General features: G+C 73.1%; 16 protein-coding genes and 1 riboswitch. Of the genes, 9 read left to right on the forward strand and 7 right to left on the reverse strand.

The window, feature by feature from the left end; translation table 11 throughout:
- Positions 1 to 118: 118 nt before the first annotated feature.
- Positions 119 to 559, reverse strand: coding sequence for a winged helix-turn-helix transcriptional regulator (locus IEZ05_RS31760; RefSeq protein ID WP_189233762.1), 441 nt, complete (start codon positions 557 to 559; stop codon positions 119 to 121).
- A 98-nt stretch (positions 560 to 657) separates the two neighbouring features.
- Between IEZ05_RS31760 and IEZ05_RS31765 the strand changes: the two genes are divergently transcribed.
- The 3 genes from IEZ05_RS31765 (at position 658) to IEZ05_RS31775 (ending at position 3,796) form a co-directional block, all read left to right on the forward strand.
- Positions 658 to 1,512, forward strand: a complete 855-nt coding sequence (locus IEZ05_RS31765) for an NAD(P)H-binding protein (RefSeq protein WP_189233763.1) — start codon at positions 658 to 660, stop codon at positions 1,510 to 1,512.
- Positions 1,513 to 1,650: 138 nt separating this feature from the next.
- The gene (gene rarD / locus IEZ05_RS31770; RefSeq protein WP_189233764.1) at positions 1,651 to 2,715 is read left to right on the forward strand and encodes an EamA family transporter RarD; all 1,065 of its coding nucleotides are present in this window, start codon (positions 1,651 to 1,653) and stop codon (positions 2,713 to 2,715) included.
- Positions 2,716 to 2,842: 127 nt separating this feature from the next.
- On the forward strand, positions 2,843 to 3,796 hold the full coding sequence (locus IEZ05_RS31775) for a M28 family metallopeptidase (RefSeq protein WP_189233765.1): 954 nt from the start codon (positions 2,843 to 2,845) through the stop codon (positions 3,794 to 3,796).
- A gap of 34 nt (positions 3,797 to 3,830) precedes the next feature.
- Here IEZ05_RS31775 and IEZ05_RS36995 read toward each other — a convergent pair whose 3' ends face one another.
- Positions 3,831 to 4,712, reverse strand: coding sequence for a tetratricopeptide repeat protein (locus IEZ05_RS36995; protein ID WP_308426973.1), 882 nt, complete (start codon positions 4,710 to 4,712; stop codon positions 3,831 to 3,833).
- A 1,359-nt stretch (positions 4,713 to 6,071) separates the two neighbouring features.
- Here IEZ05_RS36995 and IEZ05_RS31785 point away from each other — a divergent pair.
- A complete protein-coding gene (locus tag IEZ05_RS31785; RefSeq protein WP_189233767.1) occupies positions 6,072 to 6,674 on the forward strand; it encodes a flavodoxin family protein in 603 nt (200 codons plus the stop codon).
- Here IEZ05_RS31785 and IEZ05_RS31790 read toward each other — a convergent pair.
- From IEZ05_RS31790 to IEZ05_RS31805, 4 genes are all read right to left on the reverse strand, one after another.
- The gene (locus IEZ05_RS31790) at positions 6,664 to 7,605 is read right to left on the reverse strand and encodes an ABC transporter permease (protein WP_229869953.1); all 942 of its coding nucleotides are present in this window, start codon (positions 7,603 to 7,605) and stop codon (positions 6,664 to 6,666) included. The two genes, IEZ05_RS31785 and IEZ05_RS31790, sit on opposite strands and share 11 nt — an antisense overlap.
- Positions 7,592 to 8,575 (reverse strand): ABC transporter ATP-binding protein, encoded by a 984-nt coding sequence (locus tag IEZ05_RS31795; RefSeq protein WP_189233768.1) that lies wholly within the window; start codon positions 8,573 to 8,575, stop codon positions 7,592 to 7,594. Before IEZ05_RS31795 ends, IEZ05_RS31790 begins: the two co-directional genes overlap by 14 nt.
- Before the next feature lie 44 nt (positions 8,576 to 8,619).
- Positions 8,620 to 9,831, reverse strand: a complete 1,212-nt coding sequence (locus tag IEZ05_RS31800) for a LolA family protein (RefSeq protein WP_189233769.1) — start codon at positions 9,829 to 9,831, stop codon at positions 8,620 to 8,622.
- Positions 9,832 to 10,086: 255 nt separating this feature from the next.
- Positions 10,087 to 11,097 carry a polyprenyl synthetase family protein gene (locus IEZ05_RS31805; RefSeq protein ID WP_189233770.1) on the reverse strand — a complete coding sequence of 337 codons (1,011 nt, stop codon included), beginning with the start codon at positions 11,095 to 11,097 and terminating at the stop codon, positions 10,087 to 10,089.
- Between the two features lie 768 nt (positions 11,098 to 11,865).
- Positions 11,866 to 12,022, forward strand: a riboswitch (cyclic di-AMP (ydaO/yuaA leader).
- Between the two features lie 3 nt (positions 12,023 to 12,025).
- Between IEZ05_RS31805 and IEZ05_RS31810 the strand changes: the two genes are divergently transcribed.
- On the forward strand, positions 12,026 to 12,520 hold the full coding sequence (locus IEZ05_RS31810) for a transglycosylase SLT domain-containing protein (protein ID WP_189233771.1): 495 nt from the start codon (positions 12,026 to 12,028) through the stop codon (positions 12,518 to 12,520).
- 60 nt (positions 12,521 to 12,580) lie between these two features.
- On the opposite strand, the gene IEZ05_RS31815 is transcribed toward IEZ05_RS31810, so the two are convergent.
- Positions 12,581 to 13,390: an HAD family hydrolase gene (locus tag IEZ05_RS31815; protein ID WP_189233772.1), complete on the reverse strand. Its 810-nt coding sequence runs from the start codon at positions 13,388 to 13,390 to the stop codon at positions 12,581 to 12,583.
- A gap of 234 nt (positions 13,391 to 13,624) precedes the next feature.
- Here IEZ05_RS31815 and IEZ05_RS31820 point away from each other — a divergent pair, with 234 nt between their 5' ends.
- The 4 genes from IEZ05_RS31820 (at position 13,625) to IEZ05_RS31835 (ending at position 18,861) form a co-directional block, all read left to right on the forward strand.
- Positions 13,625 to 14,689: a GNAT family N-acetyltransferase gene (locus tag IEZ05_RS31820; protein WP_229869954.1), complete on the forward strand. Its 1,065-nt coding sequence runs from the start codon at positions 13,625 to 13,627 to the stop codon at positions 14,687 to 14,689.
- 30 nt (positions 14,690 to 14,719) lie between these two features.
- Entirely contained in the window at positions 14,720 to 16,036 is a 1,317-nt protein-coding gene (locus IEZ05_RS31825; RefSeq protein ID WP_189233774.1) for a glycosyltransferase family 2 protein, read from the forward strand.
- Between the two features lie 89 nt (positions 16,037 to 16,125).
- Positions 16,126 to 16,881: a polysaccharide deacetylase family protein gene (locus tag IEZ05_RS31830; RefSeq protein WP_189233856.1), complete on the forward strand. Its 756-nt coding sequence runs from the start codon at positions 16,126 to 16,128 to the stop codon at positions 16,879 to 16,881.
- Positions 16,882 to 16,986: 105 nt separating this feature from the next.
- Positions 16,987 to 18,861 carry a hypothetical protein gene (locus IEZ05_RS31835; protein ID WP_229869955.1) on the forward strand — a complete coding sequence of 625 codons (1,875 nt, stop codon included), beginning with the start codon at positions 16,987 to 16,989 and terminating at the stop codon, positions 18,859 to 18,861.
- The last annotated feature ends 24 nt before the right edge of the window (positions 18,862 to 18,885 follow it).

An 18,885-nucleotide genomic window follows, 5' to 3' on the forward strand; every position in this document is an offset into this window, starting at 1 on the left:
GACACGCTGATGTCGGACCAGCTCGACACCGCCGTCGAGCAGAACGGCAAGGGCGACCTCGCCGCACTGCTCGCCGGCGGCGACACCTGGACCGTCGTCGGCTGAGAGCCGTACCGCATCACGAGGCCCGGGACGAAAGCGCCCGGGCCTCTTGCTGTGCCGCCCGGGTTTCCTGCTGTGCCGCCCGGGTCTCGTCGTACGCCCGGCGGGCCCGCTCGACGTCCGTCATCCGCTCGCGCGTCCACTCGGCCAGGCCCCGGACCCGCTCCGCCGCCTCGCGGCCGAGCGGGGTCAGGGAGTAGTCGACGCGGGGCGGGATGACGGGCTTCGCGTCGCGGTGGACCAGGCCGTCGCGCTCCAGGGTCTGGAGGGTCTGGGTGAGCATCTTCTCGCTGACGCTCCGGCCGACCCGGCCGACCGCCCGGCGCAGCTCACTGAACCGGTGCGGCCGGTCCAGGAGCTCGATCAGGACGAGGACGCCCCAACGGCTGGTCATGTGCTCGAGGACGAGCCGGTACGGGCACATCGCCTCGCCGGCCCGGGGGTCGCTTACGGTCATGCCAGTACCTTACTTCAAAGTGGGTACTTTCTTTTGGTTAGCGCCTCCTTTAGCGTCGATGACATCGCACCCCGACCCCCACAAGGAGTTCCGAAGCCATGAGCATCGTCGTCACCGGAGCCACCGGACACCTCGGCCGCCACGTCGTGGAGCAGTTGCTGGAGAAGGTCCCGGCCGACCAGGTCACCGCCGTCGTGCGGGACAAGGCGAGGGCCGCCGACCTGGCGGAACGCGGCGTGCGGCTCGCCGTGGCCGACTACAACGCGCCCGAGACCTTCGAGGGGCTGTTCGCGGCGGGCGACAAGGTGCTGCTGATCTCCGGCAACGAGGTCACCAAGGACCGCCCCGGGCAGCACCGGACGGTCATCGACGCCGCCGCGGCGGCCGGCGTGGCACTGCTGGCGTACACCAGCGCCCCCAGCAGCCTGACCGCCGCCCTCGCCGACGACCACCGCGCCACCGAGAAGGTCCTGCTCGCTTCCGGTCTGCCGTGGGTGATCCTGGGCAACGGCTGGTACCACGAGAACCACACGGAGAACCTCGCCCAGGTGCTGGAGCACGGCGCAGTCGTCCAGGCCGCCCGCGAGGGCCGCATCTCCTCCGCCTCGCGCGCCGACTACGCGGCCGCCGCCGTCGCCGTACTGACCGGCGAGGGCCACGAGAACAAGCGCTACGAGCTGGGCGGCGACGAGTCGTGGAGCTTCGCCGAGTACGCCGCCGAGGTGAGCCGGCGCGCGGGCCGCGAGATCGCCTACCGCCCCGTGTCCGTCGAGGAGTACGTCCGCGCCCTCGTCGGCGCCGGGGTGCCCGAGCCCATGGCCGAGATCCTCGGCGGCGTGGAGGCGTCCACCGAGAAGGGCGAGCTGGTCGTGACCACCGGCGACCTGTCCCGGCTCATCGGCCGCCCGACCACCCCGGTCACCGAGGCGATCGAGGCCGCGCTGCGCCAGTGAGCACCGACGCCTCCGGCGGTCCGGCCGCCTGTCATGACCGTATGACGATACGGGCATGACAGGCGGCCGGGTGCGGCGCTACCGTCGTCCTGGCATGCCTCCGTCCCCGGCGTGCCGAAAGGCGAGGAGGAGGTGCCCGTGGCCGGGTCGTCCAGGAATGAACAGCGCATAGGCCTGCTGAACGGCTTCGCGGCGTACGGGATGTGGGGGCTCGTCCCGCTGTTCTGGCCACTGCTCAAGCCGGCCGGGGCCGGGGAGATCCTCGCCCACCGGATGGTGTGGTCCCTCGCCTTCGTCGCCGTCGCCCTGCTCGTCGTACGGCGCTGGGCCTGGGCCGGTGAGCTGCTGCGGCAGCCACGCAAACTGGGCCTGATCACCGTGGCCGCCGCGGTCATCACCGTGAACTGGGGCGTCTACATCTGGGCCGTGAACAGTGGCCACGTCGTCGAGGCCTCGCTCGGGTACTTCATCAACCCGCTGGTCACCATAGCGATGGGCGTACTGCTGCTGAAGGAGCGGCTGCGGCCCGTGCAGTGGGCGGCGGTCGCGACCGGCTTCGCGGCCGTGCTCGTCCTCACCGTCGGCTACGGCCGGCCGCCGTGGATCTCCCTCTGCCTCGCCTTCTCCTTCGCCACCTACGGGCTGGTGAAGAAGAAGGTCAACCTCGGGGGCGTCGAGTCACTGGCCGCCGAGACGGCGATCCAGTTCCTGCCCGCGCTCGGCTTCCTGCTGTGGCGGGGAGCGCACGGCGACTCCACCTTCACCACCGAGGGCGTGGGGCACGGTGCCCTGCTCGCCGCGACCGGCGTGGTCACCGCGATCCCCCTGGTCTGCTTCGGCGCGGCGGCGATCCGCGTGCCGCTGTCCACGCTGGGGCTGCTGCAGTACCTGGCCCCGGTCTTCCAGTTCCTGCTCGGCATCCTCTACTTCGGCGAGGCCATGCCGCCCGAGCGCTGGGCCGGCTTCGCGCTCGTCTGGCTGGCGCTCACGCTGCTCACCTGGGACGCGCTGCGCACCGCCCACCGGACCTCCCGGGCGCTGCGGGCGCAGCTGGACAGGGCCGGTGGCGGCGTACCGGCGGAGAAGGAGGGCGCCGCGCGGGACTCGGACATCGTGGCCTGCGGAGGGCCGTCCCCGGATTCCGCTTCCGCGGACCCCGCGCCCGCGCCCGCGCGGCTCGACGCCCCGACCGGGAAGCCGTAGCCCGATATGCGCAACGCGGTGGCCGAATAGCGGTCTTGACGCGACGTCAGCCAGGGCCACACCATCCAGGCACCCCATTCACCGGGAGTCCTCCCCAGGGACTCCCCAGGAATTCGGAGCCCCCCACATGAAGCTCTCCGTTTCCGGGCGTGCCCTGGCGGCCGGTGCCGTCGCGGTCGCCACCCTGCTGACCGGCGGTTCCGTGGCCGGCGCGGCATCCGCCCCCGAGACCACCGCCGCGGCCGCCGCACCCGACATACCGGTGGCCAACGTCAAGGCCCACCTGGCGCAGCTCCAGTCGATCGCCACGGCGAACGGCGGCAACCGCGCCCACGGCCGCCCCGGCTACCAGGCGTCCATCAACTACGTGAAGGCCAAGCTGGACGCCGCCGGGTTCACCACCACGGTCCAGCAGTTCACGTCCTCCGGCCGCACCGGCTACAACCTGATCGCGGACTGGCCCGGCGGCGACACGAATCAGGTTGTCATGTCAGGGTCACATCTGGACAGCGTCACCTCCGGCCCCGGCATCAACGACAACGGCTCCGGCTCGGCCGCCGTCCTGGAGACCGCGCTCGCCGTGGCCCGCTCCGGGTACCAGCCCACCAAGCACCTGCGCTTCGCCTGGTGGGGCGCCGAGGAACTGGGGCTGGTCGGCTCCCGCTACTACGTCAACAGCCTCGGGTCCACCGGCCGCGCGAAGATCAGCGGCTATCTGAACTTCGACATGATCGGCTCGCCCAACCCCGGTTACTTCGTCTACGACGACGACCCCGTGATCGAGAAGACCTTCAAGGACTACTTCGCGGGCCTCGGTGTCTCCACCGAGATCGAGACCGAGGGCGACGGCCGCTCCGACCACGCGCCCTTCAAGAACGCGGGCGTCCCCGTCGGCGGTCTCTTCAGCGGCGCCGACTACCGCAAGACGTCCGCGCAGGCGGCCAAGTGGGGCGGCACCGCGGGCCAGGCGTTCGACCGGTGCTACCACTCGTCCTGCGACACGACCGCCAACATCAACGACACGGCCTTGAACCGCAACAGCGACGCCGTCGCGTACGCGGTCTGGCAGCTGTCGCAGTAGGACCGGCCCGGCCCGGCCCGGCCCGGCCACCCGGTCAGTCGGCCCGGGCGCGGGCGCGGGCGGTGAGGCGGCCCATGCGGGTGCGGGCCGACTCGAGCTGCTCGGCGTCGTCGGCGGCCGGTCCCGCCTCGGCGGCGAGTTCGCTCCACAGGCCGACCAGGTCGTGCCCCAGCTCCAGCCCCTGTTCGGGGTCGCGCACCGCCCGCCAGGCGGTGGCCGCGCTCTGGACGTTGCCGTAGGCGGCCTCCGGGTCGCCGGCCGCGCGGTGGATCCTGGCCAGGTCCAGCGAGAGCCGGAAGGCGCGGCCGGGGTCGCCGGACAGGTAGGCGATGTAGGCGGTGAGTTCACGGAGCCGGAGTACCTCCGGGTGCTCCGGCCCCAGCGTGTCCGAGGCCTCGGCCACGGACCGCTCCGCGAGTCGCGCCGCGTCCTGCGTACGTCCTTCCCTGACCGCCTCGTTGATCCGCGCCGTGGGTTCGGCGAGGAGGGCGGGCGCGGTGGCGTCGCCGGGCGCGGTGAGCGGCGCGTCCCCGAGCACGGTCTCGGCCACGGCGTCGAAGCCGCGGGCGGGGGTGGGGGTGGGCTTGGGCGCCGGGTCGGGGTCCACGACGAGGGCCGGGATCGGCCTGGGGCGACCTGCGGAGGCGGGGACGGAGGCCGGCTTGGGCGCCGTGCTCTCGGAGGCGCCGGGCATGGCGACGGGGGGCGCGGGGACGCCGGGCGCGGATGCGCCGGGCGCGGCTTCGTCCGCCGCGACGCCGCCCGCGGGCGGCGCGTCCATCCGCGGCGGCGGGCCGAACACCCCCGTCGGGGGCGCCACCGTACCCGGCGCCGCGCTCCGGGCGGGCTCCGGGAGGGCGCGCAGCACGAACGTGGGCGCGGACTCGCCGGACGCCACCCGCGACGACTCGGGCACCGCCGCCACGCGGGCGGCCGGGGCCGGAGAGTCGGCGGCGTCATCCGGGACCGCCCACGCCGGCCGGACGGCGCGAGTGGCCGGGGTTGCGGAAGTGGCCGGGGCTTCGGGGGTCGCCTGGACCGCCCGGGCCGATTGCACTGCCGAGGTGCCCGAGGCGACCGGAGCTGTCGCCGGGGCTGCGGGGACTGCCGAGGTTGCCGAACCTGCGGTGGTAGCCGGGACCGCCCGAGCCGGCCGGACTGGCGAGGCGGGCGAAGCGGCGGGTGTTGCCGAGTCCAGCGGGGTCTTCGAGGCAGCAGTCCCCTCCGGAGTTGTCGCGGAAAGTGGAGCTGTCGCCGGGGCTGCGGGGACTGCAGAGGCTGTCGGGGCTGTGGTGGCCGCCGGGACCGACCGAGCCAACCGGACTCCCGGGGCTGCCGGACCTGCCGGGGTCGCCGGAGCTGTCGGGGCTGCGGAGGCTTCGGGGGCGGCGAGGTTTGCCGGGGCTGCGGAGGCCCCGAGGGCTGCGGAGTCTGCGGTGGCCGCCGCGACCGCCCGGGCCAACCGGACTGCCGAAGCTGCCGGGGGCGCCGAAGCCGCCGAAGCTGCCGCGGCGGGCGGGGCTGCCGAAGCGGCGGGGGTTGCCGGGTCCAGCGGGGTCTTCGGGGCAGCAGGCGTCTCCGGGGCTGCCGCGGCGGGCGGGGCTTTCGGGGTCGCCGGGATCCCCGAGGCCGGCGAGGTGCTCTCCGCGGGCTTCGCCCCGCGGGGTGCCGGGACCGGCTTCCCGGCCAGGTGGCTGGAGCCGTCCGGGTCCACCCGGAGTTGGACGACGCAGCCGATGCGCTCGTCGTGGATCGTGGCGAGGACGGGCCGGCCCGCGGTGAGGGCGAAGCGGTGGAGGCGGTTCAGGACGGCATGCCGGATCTCCTCGCCGGGGGCGGCGACGACCAGGACGCCGTCGACCGAAGCGCCGCGCGCGTCACCACCGGCCTCCGGTACGCGGACGTCGATCGGCGTGTCCGCGGGGGCGGGCGGGCGCTCGGCGCTTCGCTGGTCCCGCTGCCTGTCGCGGCCGAGTCGAGACATCGTCCCCCCACTCATAGGCGGCTTCCGTCGGCGGTTTCGCTTCCCTGCCGTCCAGAGCCTGTCATGCCTGTCGTTCACCTACCGTCGAGTCTCGCCGCTCGCCCGCGATTCTCACGTCACCACGGTGTCACAGGCTCGTTCCAGGAGGTCACGGACGTGCGGTGGGCCGCTCCGGGCGCCGCCGGCACCCTGCCCGAGCGGCGCTCCGCGCACCACGCTGGACAGAAACATGCGCACGCATATACTGCAAGTGCTGGTATTTTGCGCACGCCACACACCTCTGGGGGACCCATGAGCCGCCGCTTCCTCTTCCTGCTGGGCAGCAGCCGTCCCGACGGCAACACCGAACTGCTGGCCCGCCGCGCCGCCGAACAGCTGCCCGCGGCCGTCGAACAGCGATGGATCAGCCTGACCGAGCACCCGTTGCCCGAGTTCGAGGACCTGCGGCACGACAGCGACCACACCCGCCCCACCGAGGGCGCCGAGGCGCTGCTGCTCGACGCCACGCTCGCCGCGACGGACCTCGTGATCGCCTCGCCGCTGTACTGGTACTCGCTGTCCGCCCCCGTCAAGCGCTACCTCGACCACTGGTCCGGCTGGCTGCGCACCCCCGGCCTCGACTTCAAGGCGACCCTGGCCGGCCGCACCCTGTGGGGCGTCACCGCGCTCGCGCACGAGGAGCAGGAGGTCGCCGACCCGCTGATCGGCAGCCTGAACAACTCGGCGGCGTACATGGGCATGCGCTTCGGCGGGGTCCTGCTCGGCAACGGCAGCAAGCCCGGCGACGTCCTGCGCGACACCGACGCGCTGACCCGCGCCAAGACCTTCTTCGCGCAGGAGCCGCCGCTCGCCCGTTTCCCGTACGAGCGAACGGCCGCGCCGGCTACGAGGTGATGTCCTTCGCGGTGAACCGCGCCCAGGCCGCCGAGCCGAACACCGCCGCGTACAGGGCCTGGAGGCCGAGGTTCTTCACCAGGTCGTCCCAGTAGACGGGCTCGCGCATCAGGTCGGCGAAGGACAGCCAGTAGTGCGAGAAGAAGTACGGCTGGAGGGCGTGCAACTGGGGGATCTGGTCGAGGATCTGGACCGTGATCAGCAGCCCGACCGTGGTCGCCATCGCCGCGATGCCGCTGCCCGTGAGCGTCGACACGAACAGGCCGAGCGCCGCCACGCCGACCAGCGAGGCGGCGACGACGAGGGCGATCAGCAGGGCCCGCCCCAGGCCCTCGGCGTACGTGATGTGGGTGCCGGAGATGGTGGTCAGGTCCCCGAGCGGGAACAGCAGCGCCCCGACCGCCAGTGCCGAGACGGCGACCACGAGGGTGGCCGCCAGGCAGAAGGCGAGCACCGTCGCGTACTTGGTGAGCAGCAGGCGGGTGCGCCCGGCGGGGGCGACCAGGAGGTAGCGCAGCGTGCCCGCGCTCGCCTCGCCCGCGATGGCGTCACCGGCGATGACACCGATGGCCATGGGCAGGAAGAACGGGAGCGTCGCGGCCAGCGCGGTGAAGACCAGGAACAGTCCGTTGTTGCTGATCTGCGAGATGAACGCCGGCCCCTCGCCCCCGCCGCCCCGGCCCCCGCCGCCGAAGGACGAGCCGTCACCCGTCTCGATCTTCACGGCGATCCCCACCAGGACCGGCACCGCGGCCAGCACGCCCAGCAGGGCGAGGGTGCGCCAGCGCCGGAAGGTGATCAGCAGCTCGCTGCGGAGCAGCCCGAAGGACCACAGGCGGCTCGGCGCGCGCACGACGCCCGCGTCCGCGTCCCCGTTCACCGCTTTCCCGGCCCGTGCCGCCCCGGCCGGCGACGCCTCAGCCCGCGACATCGAAGCCCTCCCCCGTCAGCGCCACGAACGCGTCCTCCAGCGAGGCCCGTTCCACTCCGAAGCCGCGGACGCGCACGCCGGCCGCGACCAGCGCGGCGTTCAGGTCGGCGAGGTCGCCGCCCGGCGGCTCCGCCGTCACCCGGTCCTCGGCGACGACCACGTCCCCGGCACCCCGTTCCTTCAGCACCCGTGCCGTCTCCCCCGCGTCCGGCGTGGTCACCACCAGCCGGCCCCGCGCCCCGGCCGCCAGGTCGGCGACCGCCCCCTGGGTGATCAGCCGGCCCCGCGCCATCACGGCCGCGTGCGTGCACACCTGCTCGATCTCGTCCAGCAGGTGGGAGGAGAGGAAGACGGTCGTGCCGTCGGAGGCCAGCTCGCGCACGAGGGCGCGGATCTCGCGCATGCCCTGGGGGTCGAGCCCGTTGGTGGGCTCGTCCAGGACCAGCAGGCGGCGCGGCTGGAGCAGCGCCGCCGCCAGGCCGAGGCGCTGCTTCATGCCGAGCGAGTACGCCTTCGCCTTCTTGCCCGCGGCCGCCGCGAGGCCCACCCGCTCCAGCGCCGCCCCGACGCGCTCGCGCCGGGTGCGCGGGTCGGCGGTCGGGTCGGCGGCGTCGTAGCGCAGGAGGTTGTCGCGGCCGGAGAGGAAGCCGTACAGGGCGGGGCCCTCGATGAGGGCGCCGACCTGAGGCAGTACGGCGCGGGCGGCACGCGGCACGGGCCGGCCCAGCACCCGTGCCGTGCCCGAGGTCGGCTCGATCAGGCCCATCAGCATGCGGATGGTGGTGGTCTTGCCGGAGCCGTTGGGGCCGAGGAAGCCGAAGACGCTGCCCGCCGGGACGGTCAGGTCCAGACCGTCGACGGCGGGTTGCCCGCCGCGATAGCGCTTGGTGAGCGCGCGGGTGGCGATGACGGCGTCACCCGCGCCCCCCGGGCCCGGGCCCTCCGGCTCCGCGGCGGACGGCTCACCCATCGGCTCCCTCTCCTCGTCGTACGGACACGGCCCTTTGTCCGGTCCTACTTCGCGGCGTCGGCCGCCTTCACCAGCGCGTCCTTGGTGACCGCGCCGGCGTAGACCTTGCCGTCGTCCGTGATCAGGGCGTTGACCAGGCGGGTCCTGAAGACCGTGCCCGACCCGAAGTCGCCCTTGACCTGGTCGCCGAGGGAGCCCAGGAAGCCGCCCAGGTCACCGCCCGCGGAGGCCGTGGGCAGGCCCTGGCCGCCGGTGTCGAAGGTGGCGATCGCGTTCCAGCCCTCGCCGATGACCCGGAGGCCGTCCAGGTCCTTGGCGAGGTCGCCGCCGGCCTTCCGGTTCCGCTCCGGCGCCTTGGGCATCTCGTCGCCCTCGGTGACCTTCGCGCCCTTGGGCGGGGTGAAGTCGAACGTCGACGCGTCCGGCTTCGCGAAGCTGACCTGGGTGAAGCCCGCGTCCACGACGGCGGCGCCGCCGCTCGACGGGGTCAGCGTGAACTTCAGCGGCATGCCGGTCTTCGCGTCCACGGCCACGCTGATCGCACCGACCGTGGAACCGGACTGCCGGGGCTTGATCACCAGCCGGTACGCGTCCCGGCCGGCGACGTGCGCGGTGCCGTCGACGGTCACGGACGTGGTGTCGTCGACCGCCTTGAGCGCCTGCTCGGTGAAGTCCTTCGGGGTGGCCGGCGCCTTCTCGGCGGGCCGCTCGGCGCCTGCCTCCGCGGTGGAGTGGTAGACCTCGTTGGACTTGCTGTCGTAGCCCCAGACGTCCTTGCCGTCGTGGATCAGGCTGTACTCGGCGGCGTTCTCCAGCAGCGAGAGCTTCTGCCGGTCGGGGCCGTCTGCCGCGACGCGAAGCGTGTGGGTGCCGGTCACCAGCTCGGTGAGCTTGGCGGAGGGGTCCGCGGAGGAGCCCTCGTCGCCGCCGCCCGCGCCGGGGCCGCCGGACATCCCGGACATCAGGCCGCTCTCCAGGCCGCCGAGGTCCGGCAGTCCCAGGTCGGTGCTGATCCTGACGGTGCCGGACAGCTGCTGGACGTCCGACCGGGCGATCTTCTCGATGAGCTGCTGGGCCGTCACCTCCGGCAGGTCCGGGTCACCGGAGTCGGCGAGCGCGGGGACGAGCCCGATCGTGGCGGCCGCCACGCCCATCACCGCGACCGGGACGACGTACCGCGCGGCCCTGCGCCGTCCGGCGCGCAGCTCCTCGCCCTCCCCGGTGGTCGTGTTGTCGTCGGAACCGATCGGTGCCATGTGTGCCCTACCTCCGTCGTCGGCGGCGGCTGTCTCGCGACCTCGCACGTGTTCACCCGTGAGCCGCCATTCTCACCCGAATCGGTGAGGAGTGGTGTTTTCCGTGGTGTCCATCTGACCAAATCGGCCAGGGAGAAGCGTCAGACCGCGGGCTCAACTCCGGGTACTCCTGCGGGATGACACGGAGGCGGGAAACCTCCCCCGGCCAGTAGGGGGAGGGGGGCGCGCCGGGAGGGCGCGGAGCCGGGCGGAGGGTCAGCCGGCCCGGTGCACCACCGCGTCGCACAGCTCGACCAGCGCGGCCTTCGCGTCGCACTCCCGCAGCGGGGCCAGCGCCGCCCGGGCGTCCTTCGCGTACCGGACGGTGTCCCGCCGCGCCTGTTCGAGCGCGGGGTGGGCGCGCAGCAGGCGCAGCGCCTCGGCGTGCCGGGCGTCGTCGCTGAGGTCGGAGTCCAGCAGCTCGCACAGGGCGAGGTCCTCGGCGAGTCCCAGCCGGGCCGCCCGTTCGCGCAGCCGCAGCACCGGGAGGGTCGGGATGCCCTCGCGCAGGTCCGTGCCGGGCGTCTTGCCCGACTCGTGGGAGTCGGAGGCGATGTCCAGGACGTCGTCCGCGAGCTGGAAGGCGACGCCCAGCCGCTCGCCGTACTGGGTGAGCACGTCGACGACCGTCTCGTCGGCGCCGGACATCATCGCGCCGAACCGGCAGGAGACCGCGACCAGCGATCCCGTCTTGCCGCCGAGCACGTCGAGGTAGTGGTCGACCGGGTCCCGTCCGTCCTGCGGTCCGGCTGTCTCCAGGATCTGGCCGGTGACGAGCCGCTCGAACGCCAGGGCCTGCACCCGGACGGCCTCGGGGCCGAGGTCGGCGAGGATCTGGGAGGCGCGGGCGAACAGGAAGTCGCCGGTGAGGACCGCGACCGAGTTGCCCCAGCGGGTGTTCGCGCTGGGCACCCCGCGGCGCACGGCGGCCTCGTCCATCACGTCGTCGTGGTACAGCGTGGCGAGGTGGGTCAGCTCCACGACCACGGCCGAGGGCACGATGCCGGGCGCGTAGGGGTCGCCGAACCGGGAAGCGAGCATCACCAGCAGCGGCCGGAACCGCTTGCCGCCGGCCCGCACCAGGTGCTGGGCGGCCTCCGTGATGAACGGCACCTCACTTTTGGTTGCCTCAAGCAACCCTTCCTCGACGGCCGCCAATCCGGTCTGGACATCGGCTTCCAGAGCCTGGTCCCGCACGCTCAGCCCGAACGGCCCGACGACGGTCACGAGGGGTCTCCTGTCTGCTGGTGTCTACTGGCGATTACCTGGTTTGTCGATAGGTCGCTGCCACCACTCAAGTCAGCGTATCCGGTCACGTTTCGATCACCGCTAGCGCCCACCGTTACAGGCCGGTCGGTATCGGATCATGCACGGTATGTTTTTGATCAGGTGATATGAGCAGATATCGGTCGACATCGCCAGAGAGGCGCGAAACAGGGCACGGCACGCCGGAAGCCGCCACCGAAGATCCCACCACTCCTCCCAACGGACCGCACCCCGAGAACGTCACCCATTCGGCATCCGCACCCCCGCTCCGAACGGGTGCCCGCGCGGCACGACGGAACACCGGGCCGGGCCGTCGACGACCGGGCGCGACAGCCGTCGACCGCCGGGCGCGACACAGGACCCGCACAGCCGGCCGACAGCCCCGCCCCGGCTCCCCGCCCAAACAACCCGCCACCTGCGGCCGGTTGGCCACCAGTTGGCCCTAATGCCCGATTTGCCGCCCTTGTTGAGGCCCGTGAGTTGGCTCACGCCACCGCGCCCGCCGGCCCCCTCGCCGCACCCCCGCCGCGACCCTCGCCGTCCCTTTGCCCCGTAGGCGAGTTGAGTCTTGGCAGTCGCAAAGGATCAAGCACCCCAAACCACCCAGACCAAGGTCAACAGGCGCGTCGGGTGATTCCTGCACTTGTTCCGGACATGTGCTCTCGCATACGTTCCCGGCCTGTCAGGCGGACGCCGAATCCTGCCACCGCCCGACACACAGTCATCCACACGAGACACTCGCAGGCAGGAGCGGGGGACCCAGGTAAGTCGCCGCGCCGGAAACCACCGGAGCGGCTCGGGGTGAAGCCGTGCCCGTCAGGGCGTGGCCGGGCACCTCCCCGCCCGAACCCGACAGCTCACCTCGCAGGCGTTGGAGAGGGACACACACATGCCTGCCAACGGTCAGAACCGTCACGCTCGAACCAGCCGCCTCGCCCGCAAGCTCGCCGTCGCCGGCACCGGCGCCGCCGTGCTCGCCCTGCCGCTCATCGGCGCCGCCACCGCGTCCGCCGCCACCCCGGCCGCCACGACCACCGCCGCCACCACGGCGACGACGGCGTACCCGGACAACCTCGACGGCTGGATCCGCGAGTCGCTGGACATCATGGCCCAGCACGGGATTCCCGGGTCCTACGACGGCATCTACCGCAACATCATGCGGGAGTCGTCCGGCAACCCGCTGGCCATCAACAACTGGGACATCAACGCCATCAACGGCACCCCGTCCAAGGGCCTGCTCCAGGTGATCGACCCGACCTTCCAGGCGTACCACGTCGCCGGCACCTCCTGGGACTCGTACGACCCGGTCGCCAACATCACCGCCGCCTGCAACTACGCGGCCGACCGGTACGGCTCGATCGACAACGTCTTCGGCGCGTACTGAGCCACCCCCCGCACAGCGGCACAACGGAGAACCGGGGCCTCCTGACACGCGCCGAGCGTGTCAGGAGGCCCCGAAGATCCGCTCGAGGACGACGGCCACGCCGTCGTCCTCGTTCGTCGTGGTGACCTCGTCCGCGACCGCCTTGAGTTCGGGGTGGGCGCCCGCCATGGCGACCCCGCGGGCCGCCCAGTGGAACATGGGGATGTCGTTGGGCATGTCCCCGAAGGCGATCGTCCGCCGCCGGCTCAGCCCCAGGTGTTCGGCGGCGAGTGCCAGACCGGTCGCCTTGGTGACACCGCACGGCTGGAGCTCCACCGTCCCCGGCCCCGACATCGTGACCGTCGCGAGCGAACCGACCACCGCACGCGCCGTGGCCGCCAGCTCGTCGTCGGACAGGTCCGGGTGGCGCAGCAGCACCTTGCTGATCGGCGCGCTCCACAGCTCGTCGCGCCGCTCGACCCGCACCGCGGGCAGCGTCGGGTGGGGCATCAGATAGCCCGGCTCGATGAGCGTCAGCCCGTCGACACCGTCCTGGTCGACCGCGGCGTACACCTCCCCCACCTCCGCCTCGATCTTGCCGAGCGCGGTCTCCGCCAGTTCCCGGTCCAGGGTGACCGACCACAGCATCCGGTGCGCGCCGGCGTCGTACACCTGCGCGCCCTGTCCGCACACCGCGAGCCCCGTGCAGCCGAGACCGTCGAGCAGGGAGCGGACCCTCGGTGCCGGGCGCCCCGTCACCACCAGGTGCCGCGCCCCGGCCCGGGCCGCCCGCGCCAGCGCGGCCAGCGACCGGTCGGAGACGGTGTCGTCGCCGCGCAGCAGCGTTCCGTCGAGGTCGGTGGCGACGAGGGCATATGCGGTGCGGTCCATGATCAGAGAATACGGACACCGCACCTGTCCGACTCACGCACGACCGGATGCGCACGAGGACGTTCGCAGGTGTCCGAAACCTGACACAACATCGTCTAAAGGCAGTTAAAGGCCTGTGCACCAGTTGGCAACAACATGCTCTGCCTTCTACCCTCCGGGCTGCCCCGGGGGTACCGTCCTTTTGTCCAGGGGGGACTTGATCGGGGGGTCGGGTTGAACGGCGGACGTGTACGTGTGCTCAGGCCGGAGGAGCTGAGCGAGGGGGAACGGGAGCGCTGGCGCGCGCTGCGCGCCGCATCGAGGTCGCCCCGCAATCCGTTCATGGAGCCGGAGTTCACCGAGGTCGTGGGCCGGGTACGGGCCGGGGCGCGGGTGGCGGTGCTGTACGAGGGCGGGGAGGCCGCCGGTTTCCTGCCGCACGAGCGCGGGCCGCTGGGCCAGGGCCGGGCGATCGGGCTCGGGGTCTCGGACTGCCAGGGCGCGGTGCTGCGGCCGGGCCTCGCCACGGACACCCGTCAACTGCTGCGGGCCTGCTCCCTGTCGAGCCTCGCCTTCGACAATCTGGAGGCCGAGCAGGGCCTGTTCGTGCCGTACGCCGCCGAGGAGCACACCTCCTACGTCATCGATGTGGAGAAGGGGTACGAGGCGTACGAGAGCGTGCTGCGCGCCCAGTCCCCGAAGTTCCTGAAGACCACCCTCGCCAAGGAGCGCAGGCTGGGCCGGCAGGTCGGGGACGTGCGCTTCGTCTTCGACGAGCGTGAACCGGCCGCGCTGCGCACGCTCATGGAGTGGAAGTCTGCGCAGTACCGCAGGACGGGACGCCGGGACCGCTTCGCGCAGGAGTGGATCACCCGGCTCGTCGGACGGCTCGCCGAGACCCGGGCGCCCCAGTGCAAGGGGACGCTGTCCGTGCTCTACGCCGGCGACCGGCCCGTCGCCGCCCACTTCGGGCTGCGCTCGGCGTCGGTCCTGGCCTGCTGGTTCCCGGCGTACGACCCGGACTTCGCGAAGTACTCGCCGGGGCTGGTGCTGCATCTGCGGATGGCCGAGGCCGCCGCCGCCGAGGGCATCGGCCTGCTCGACATGGGGCGGGGCGCGGCGGAGTACAAGGACTCGCTGAAGACCGGCGAACTGCCCGTGTACGAGGGAACGGCGACGCGTCCGGGGGCGGGCGCCGCACTGCATTGGCTCGGCCGCGAGCCGGCCCGCCGCGCGCACAGCTTCGTGCGCGACCGGCCGCGGCTGGCGTCGCTGGCGGCACGCACGCTGAAGGGGGCGGCCCGGCTGCGCCGGTCGTGACGGAGGGGCAACCACAAGGGGGTGGGGCGCATGGCCGGAGCACGGCGTGCGCGGCAGGAGACACGGCAGGAGATCGAGAGGTTCCTGAGCACCGAGCCGGTGCAGGTCGCCGAGCTGGATCTCGGGGACGGGGAGGAGGCCGGCCTCAGACCGGGGCCGGGGTGTCCGCCGGTGACGTCCGGCGCGGTGTTCGTCCTGGTCCGCAGGAGGGGCCGGCCCGTGGGCACGCTGCTCGGGCGGGTGGCGGAGGGGGAGGACCCGGCGCGGACGCTGGCCGGGCTCGCCCGGCGACTGCACCCCGCGGCGCCACCCGGGCCGGTGCCCGGGCCCGCGTCCGCCCCGCTGCCCGGACCGCCGTCCGTCAGCGTCGTCGTCGCCACCCGGGAGCGGGCCGGGCAGCTCGCCCGCGCGCTCGACTCCCTGCTCGCGCAGGACCATCCGGACGCCGAGATCGTCGTCGTCGACAACGCCCCGGTGACCCACGAGACGCGGGAGCTGGTCGAGCGGAAGTACGCCGAGCGCGTGCGGTACGTGTGCGAGCCGGTCCCCGGACTCGCGATCGCCCACAACCGGGGCCTGGCCGCCGTGCGGGGCGAGGTCGTCGCCTTCACCGACGACGACGTGGTCGCCGACCCGCGCTGGCTCACCGAGCTGTCCTCGCCCTTCGCCGCCGACCCTCGCCTGGGCTGTGCCACGGGGCTGATCCTGCCCGCACGGCTGCGCACCCCGGCCCAGGTGCTGCTGGAGAGCCACGGCGGCTTCGCGAAGGGCTTCACCCCGCGCACGTACGACCCGGAGCACCCGCCCGCCGACGAACCGCTGTTCCCGTTCACCGCGGGGCGCTTCGGCTCCGGCGCCAACATGGCCTTCCGTACGGCGGCGCTGCGCGCGGCCGGCGGTTTCGACCCGGCGACCGGCGCGGGCACACACGCGCGGGGCGGCGACGACCTCTACGGCTTCGTGCGCGTCCTCGCCCAGGGCGGGCGGCTGCACTACACCCCGACGGCCCTGGTGTGGCACCACCACCGGGAGACCTGGCGGGACCTGGAGACCCAGGCGTACGGCTACGGCGCGGGACTCACCGCGTACCTCACGGCGATCCTGGTGAACCGGCCGGCGCTGCTGCCGGCGTTCCTGGCCCGGCTGCCGCGCGGGCTGGCCCACGCGCGTTCGCTGACCGCCGTCCGCGACACGGACGGCGGCGGCGCTCCGGGCGGCCACGACGAATGGACCCACCCGTGGCCACGGCGTCTGTCGCGGTTGCAGCGGCGGGGGATGGTCTACGGGCCGGTGGGCTACCTGCGTGCGCGGCACGCCCTCCGGTCCGCTCCCAGGGGGACGAGATGAGGACGAGGGGCTACCGCGGCGACGACACAGCGGACGGCAGAGGACGGGCGGGCGACGACTGCATTCCCGTCTTCCTCTACCACGCGGTGATGGCGGATCCGCCCGACTGGATCGCCGAGTTCACCGTCACGCCGAAGGAGTTCACCGCCCACCTCGACGCCATCGTCGACAGCGGGCGCACACCCGTCACCATCAGCGCGGTCGCCGACCACTTCGCCGGGCGGGCGCCCCTGCCGCCCCGGCCCGTGCTGCTGACCTTCGACGACGGCTTCGCCGACCTGCCGGGCCCGACCGCCGAGGCGCTGGCCGACCGCGCGCTGCCCGCCACCGCCTACCTCACCACCGGGGCCGTCACCCCGGGCGGCCGCAGCCTGCTGCCGCCCGCCCCGATGATGACCTTGGGCGGGGCCGCGGAGCTGGAGCGTGCCGGTATGGAGATCGGCAGCCACACCGTCACCCACGCCCAGCTGGACACCCTGTCCGGCAAGGACCTGGCGTACGAACTGCGCACGTCGAAGGACGTGCTGGAGGACGCCCTCGGCCACCCGGTCCGCCACCTCGCCTACCCGCACGGCTACAACAGCCCGCGGGTCAGGGCCATGTCGGCCCGCGCCGGCTACGAGACGGCCACCGCGGTGCGGCACGCGCTCAGCTCCGACCGCGACGAGCGGTACCGCATCGCCCGCCTCATCGTGCGCCGCGGCCACACCGTCGCCGACGTCCGGGCCTGGCTGGCGGGTGGCGGTGCCCGGGTCGCGCCGTACCGGGACGGGCCGAGGACGGTCGGCTGGCGGTGGTACCGCCGGGCCCGCGCCGTCGTGCGGGGTCCCGTCTTCGCAGGCTGAACCACTGCCGTGCGGGCGGCCGTCGCCCAGCGGGCCCAGTCCGCCGATTTTGGTGTGAAAAGCCGAGAAAATTCCTATAGTTGACCTGGGGAGGGGAGTCTCAACGTGCAGCACCATGTGCCCGTACCGACCGCCGAGAGCAGCGCGCTGCCTGCCCCCGACCCCGTCACCGGGCCGGGGCGCGCCGGCCGGGTACCGGCCCGCCTTCCCGCCACCGGCCTGCTGACCCTGCTGCTCGCGGGCTGCCTGTGGATCTACGCACTGCCCCGCATCGGCTTCCGGGAGATGGGCGACTACGGCCTGCTGGACCGGCTGCCCGTGGCCTACTACCTCTCCCTGCTCGTCCTCACCGCGGGCTTCGTCCTCAGCCTGCGGCGCGCCGCCGCCGCACCCTGGTGGCCGGCCGCGCACTGCGCCGCGCTGCTGTTCGCCCTCAAGGCACCCCCGGCGGTGCTGTACGACGCGGTGCGCTACCCGTGGGCCTCCAAGCACGACGCCGTCGTCAACACCCTGCTGGCCAACGGCGAGCTGCGCCCGGAGGCGGCGCTGTCGGGCAACATGTCCGCGTACGACCAGTGGCCCGGCTTCTTCACCCTCAACGCCGGCCTCACCCGCGCCCTGGGCGTGGAGAGCGCCGCCGCGTACCTCAACTGGGCGCCGATCGTCTTCGGTCTGCTGATGATCCCGGTGCTGATCCTGATCTACCGCACCTTCTGCCGCGACTGGCGGCTGGTGTGGACCGCCGTGTGGATCTTCCAGCTCGCCAACTGGGTGGGCCAGGACTACTTCGCCCCCCAGGGGCTCGCCTACCTGCTGCACCTGACGGTCATCGCCGTGGTGCTGCGGCACTTCGTGCGCCCCGGATCCGCCGGGCGGCTGCGCGACCGCAGCGCCCTCGACCCGGCGGCCGCCGCCGTGCCGCCGCCCACGAACCACCGGCAGCGCGCCGTCTGCGTCGTGGTCCTCGCCCCGCTGATCGCCGCGGTCAACGCGACGCACCAGCTGACCCCCGTGATGCTCTGCGTCTGCCTGCTCGCGCTCAACCTGACCCGCCGCTACCGCAACGCCGGACTGCTGGCAGTCGCCGGGCTGCTGATGCTGACCTGGGACCTCACCATGGGGCGACCCCTGTTCGTGGAGACGCTGTCCACCCTGAAGGAGTCGATCGGCGAGCTGACCCAGAACTCCCGCGCGGGCTACGCGGGACAGCTCACCGGACCCGGACCCGAACTCGCGGGCAGGGCCAACGTGCTGATGGTCCTCGCGATCGTCGTCCTCGCCGGCCTGGCCGTCGTGCTGCGGCGCCGGCTGACCCGCAGCGCGCTGCCGCTGCTGCTGGTCTCCGTCGCCCCCGTACCGCTGTTCGCGGTCAACGACTACGGCGGCGAGATGCTCTTCCGCGTCTACCTGTTCGGCCTGCCCGGCGCCGCCTTCTTCGCCGCCGCGGCACTCGTCCCGGCCGCCGCGGGAGCCCGCCCCGGCCGGGCGAAGGTCTGGCGCGGCAGGGCCGCGGCCGTCGCCCTGCCCGCCGTACTGCTGGTGCTGCTGGCCGGCTTCCTGCCGTCGTACTACGGCAAGGAGAAGATGTACTACACGCCGCCCGAGGAGACCGCGCTGGTCACCCGCGCCCTCGACAGCGCGCCCGACGGCTCGCTGATCCTCGCCACCACCGGCTCCTTCCCGCAGGCGCTGCACCGCTACGACCGTCTGGAGCACTGGTACTTCGCCGAGCAGGAGCTGCCCGAGAACGAGAGGATGCTGAAGGACCCGGCCGGCTACCTCGCCGAAGGGATCCCGCCGGGGACCAGGACGTACGTCGTCCTCACCCGCACCCAGGACATCTACACCGCCGGAGAGGGCCTGCTGCCGGCCGGCGGCTTCGAGACGCTGCGGACGAAGCTGACCGCCTCGCCGCTCTTCGAGACCGTCGAGGCCCATCCGTACGGCGTCGTCCTGGAGTACCGGCCGGCCACCCGCTGAACGACCACAAGGTGATCGCAGTGA

The sequence above is a fragment of the Streptomyces flaveolus genome (assembly GCF_014648815.1).
Classification (GTDB): domain Bacteria; phylum Actinomycetota; class Actinomycetes; order Streptomycetales; family Streptomycetaceae; genus Streptomyces; species Streptomyces flaveolus.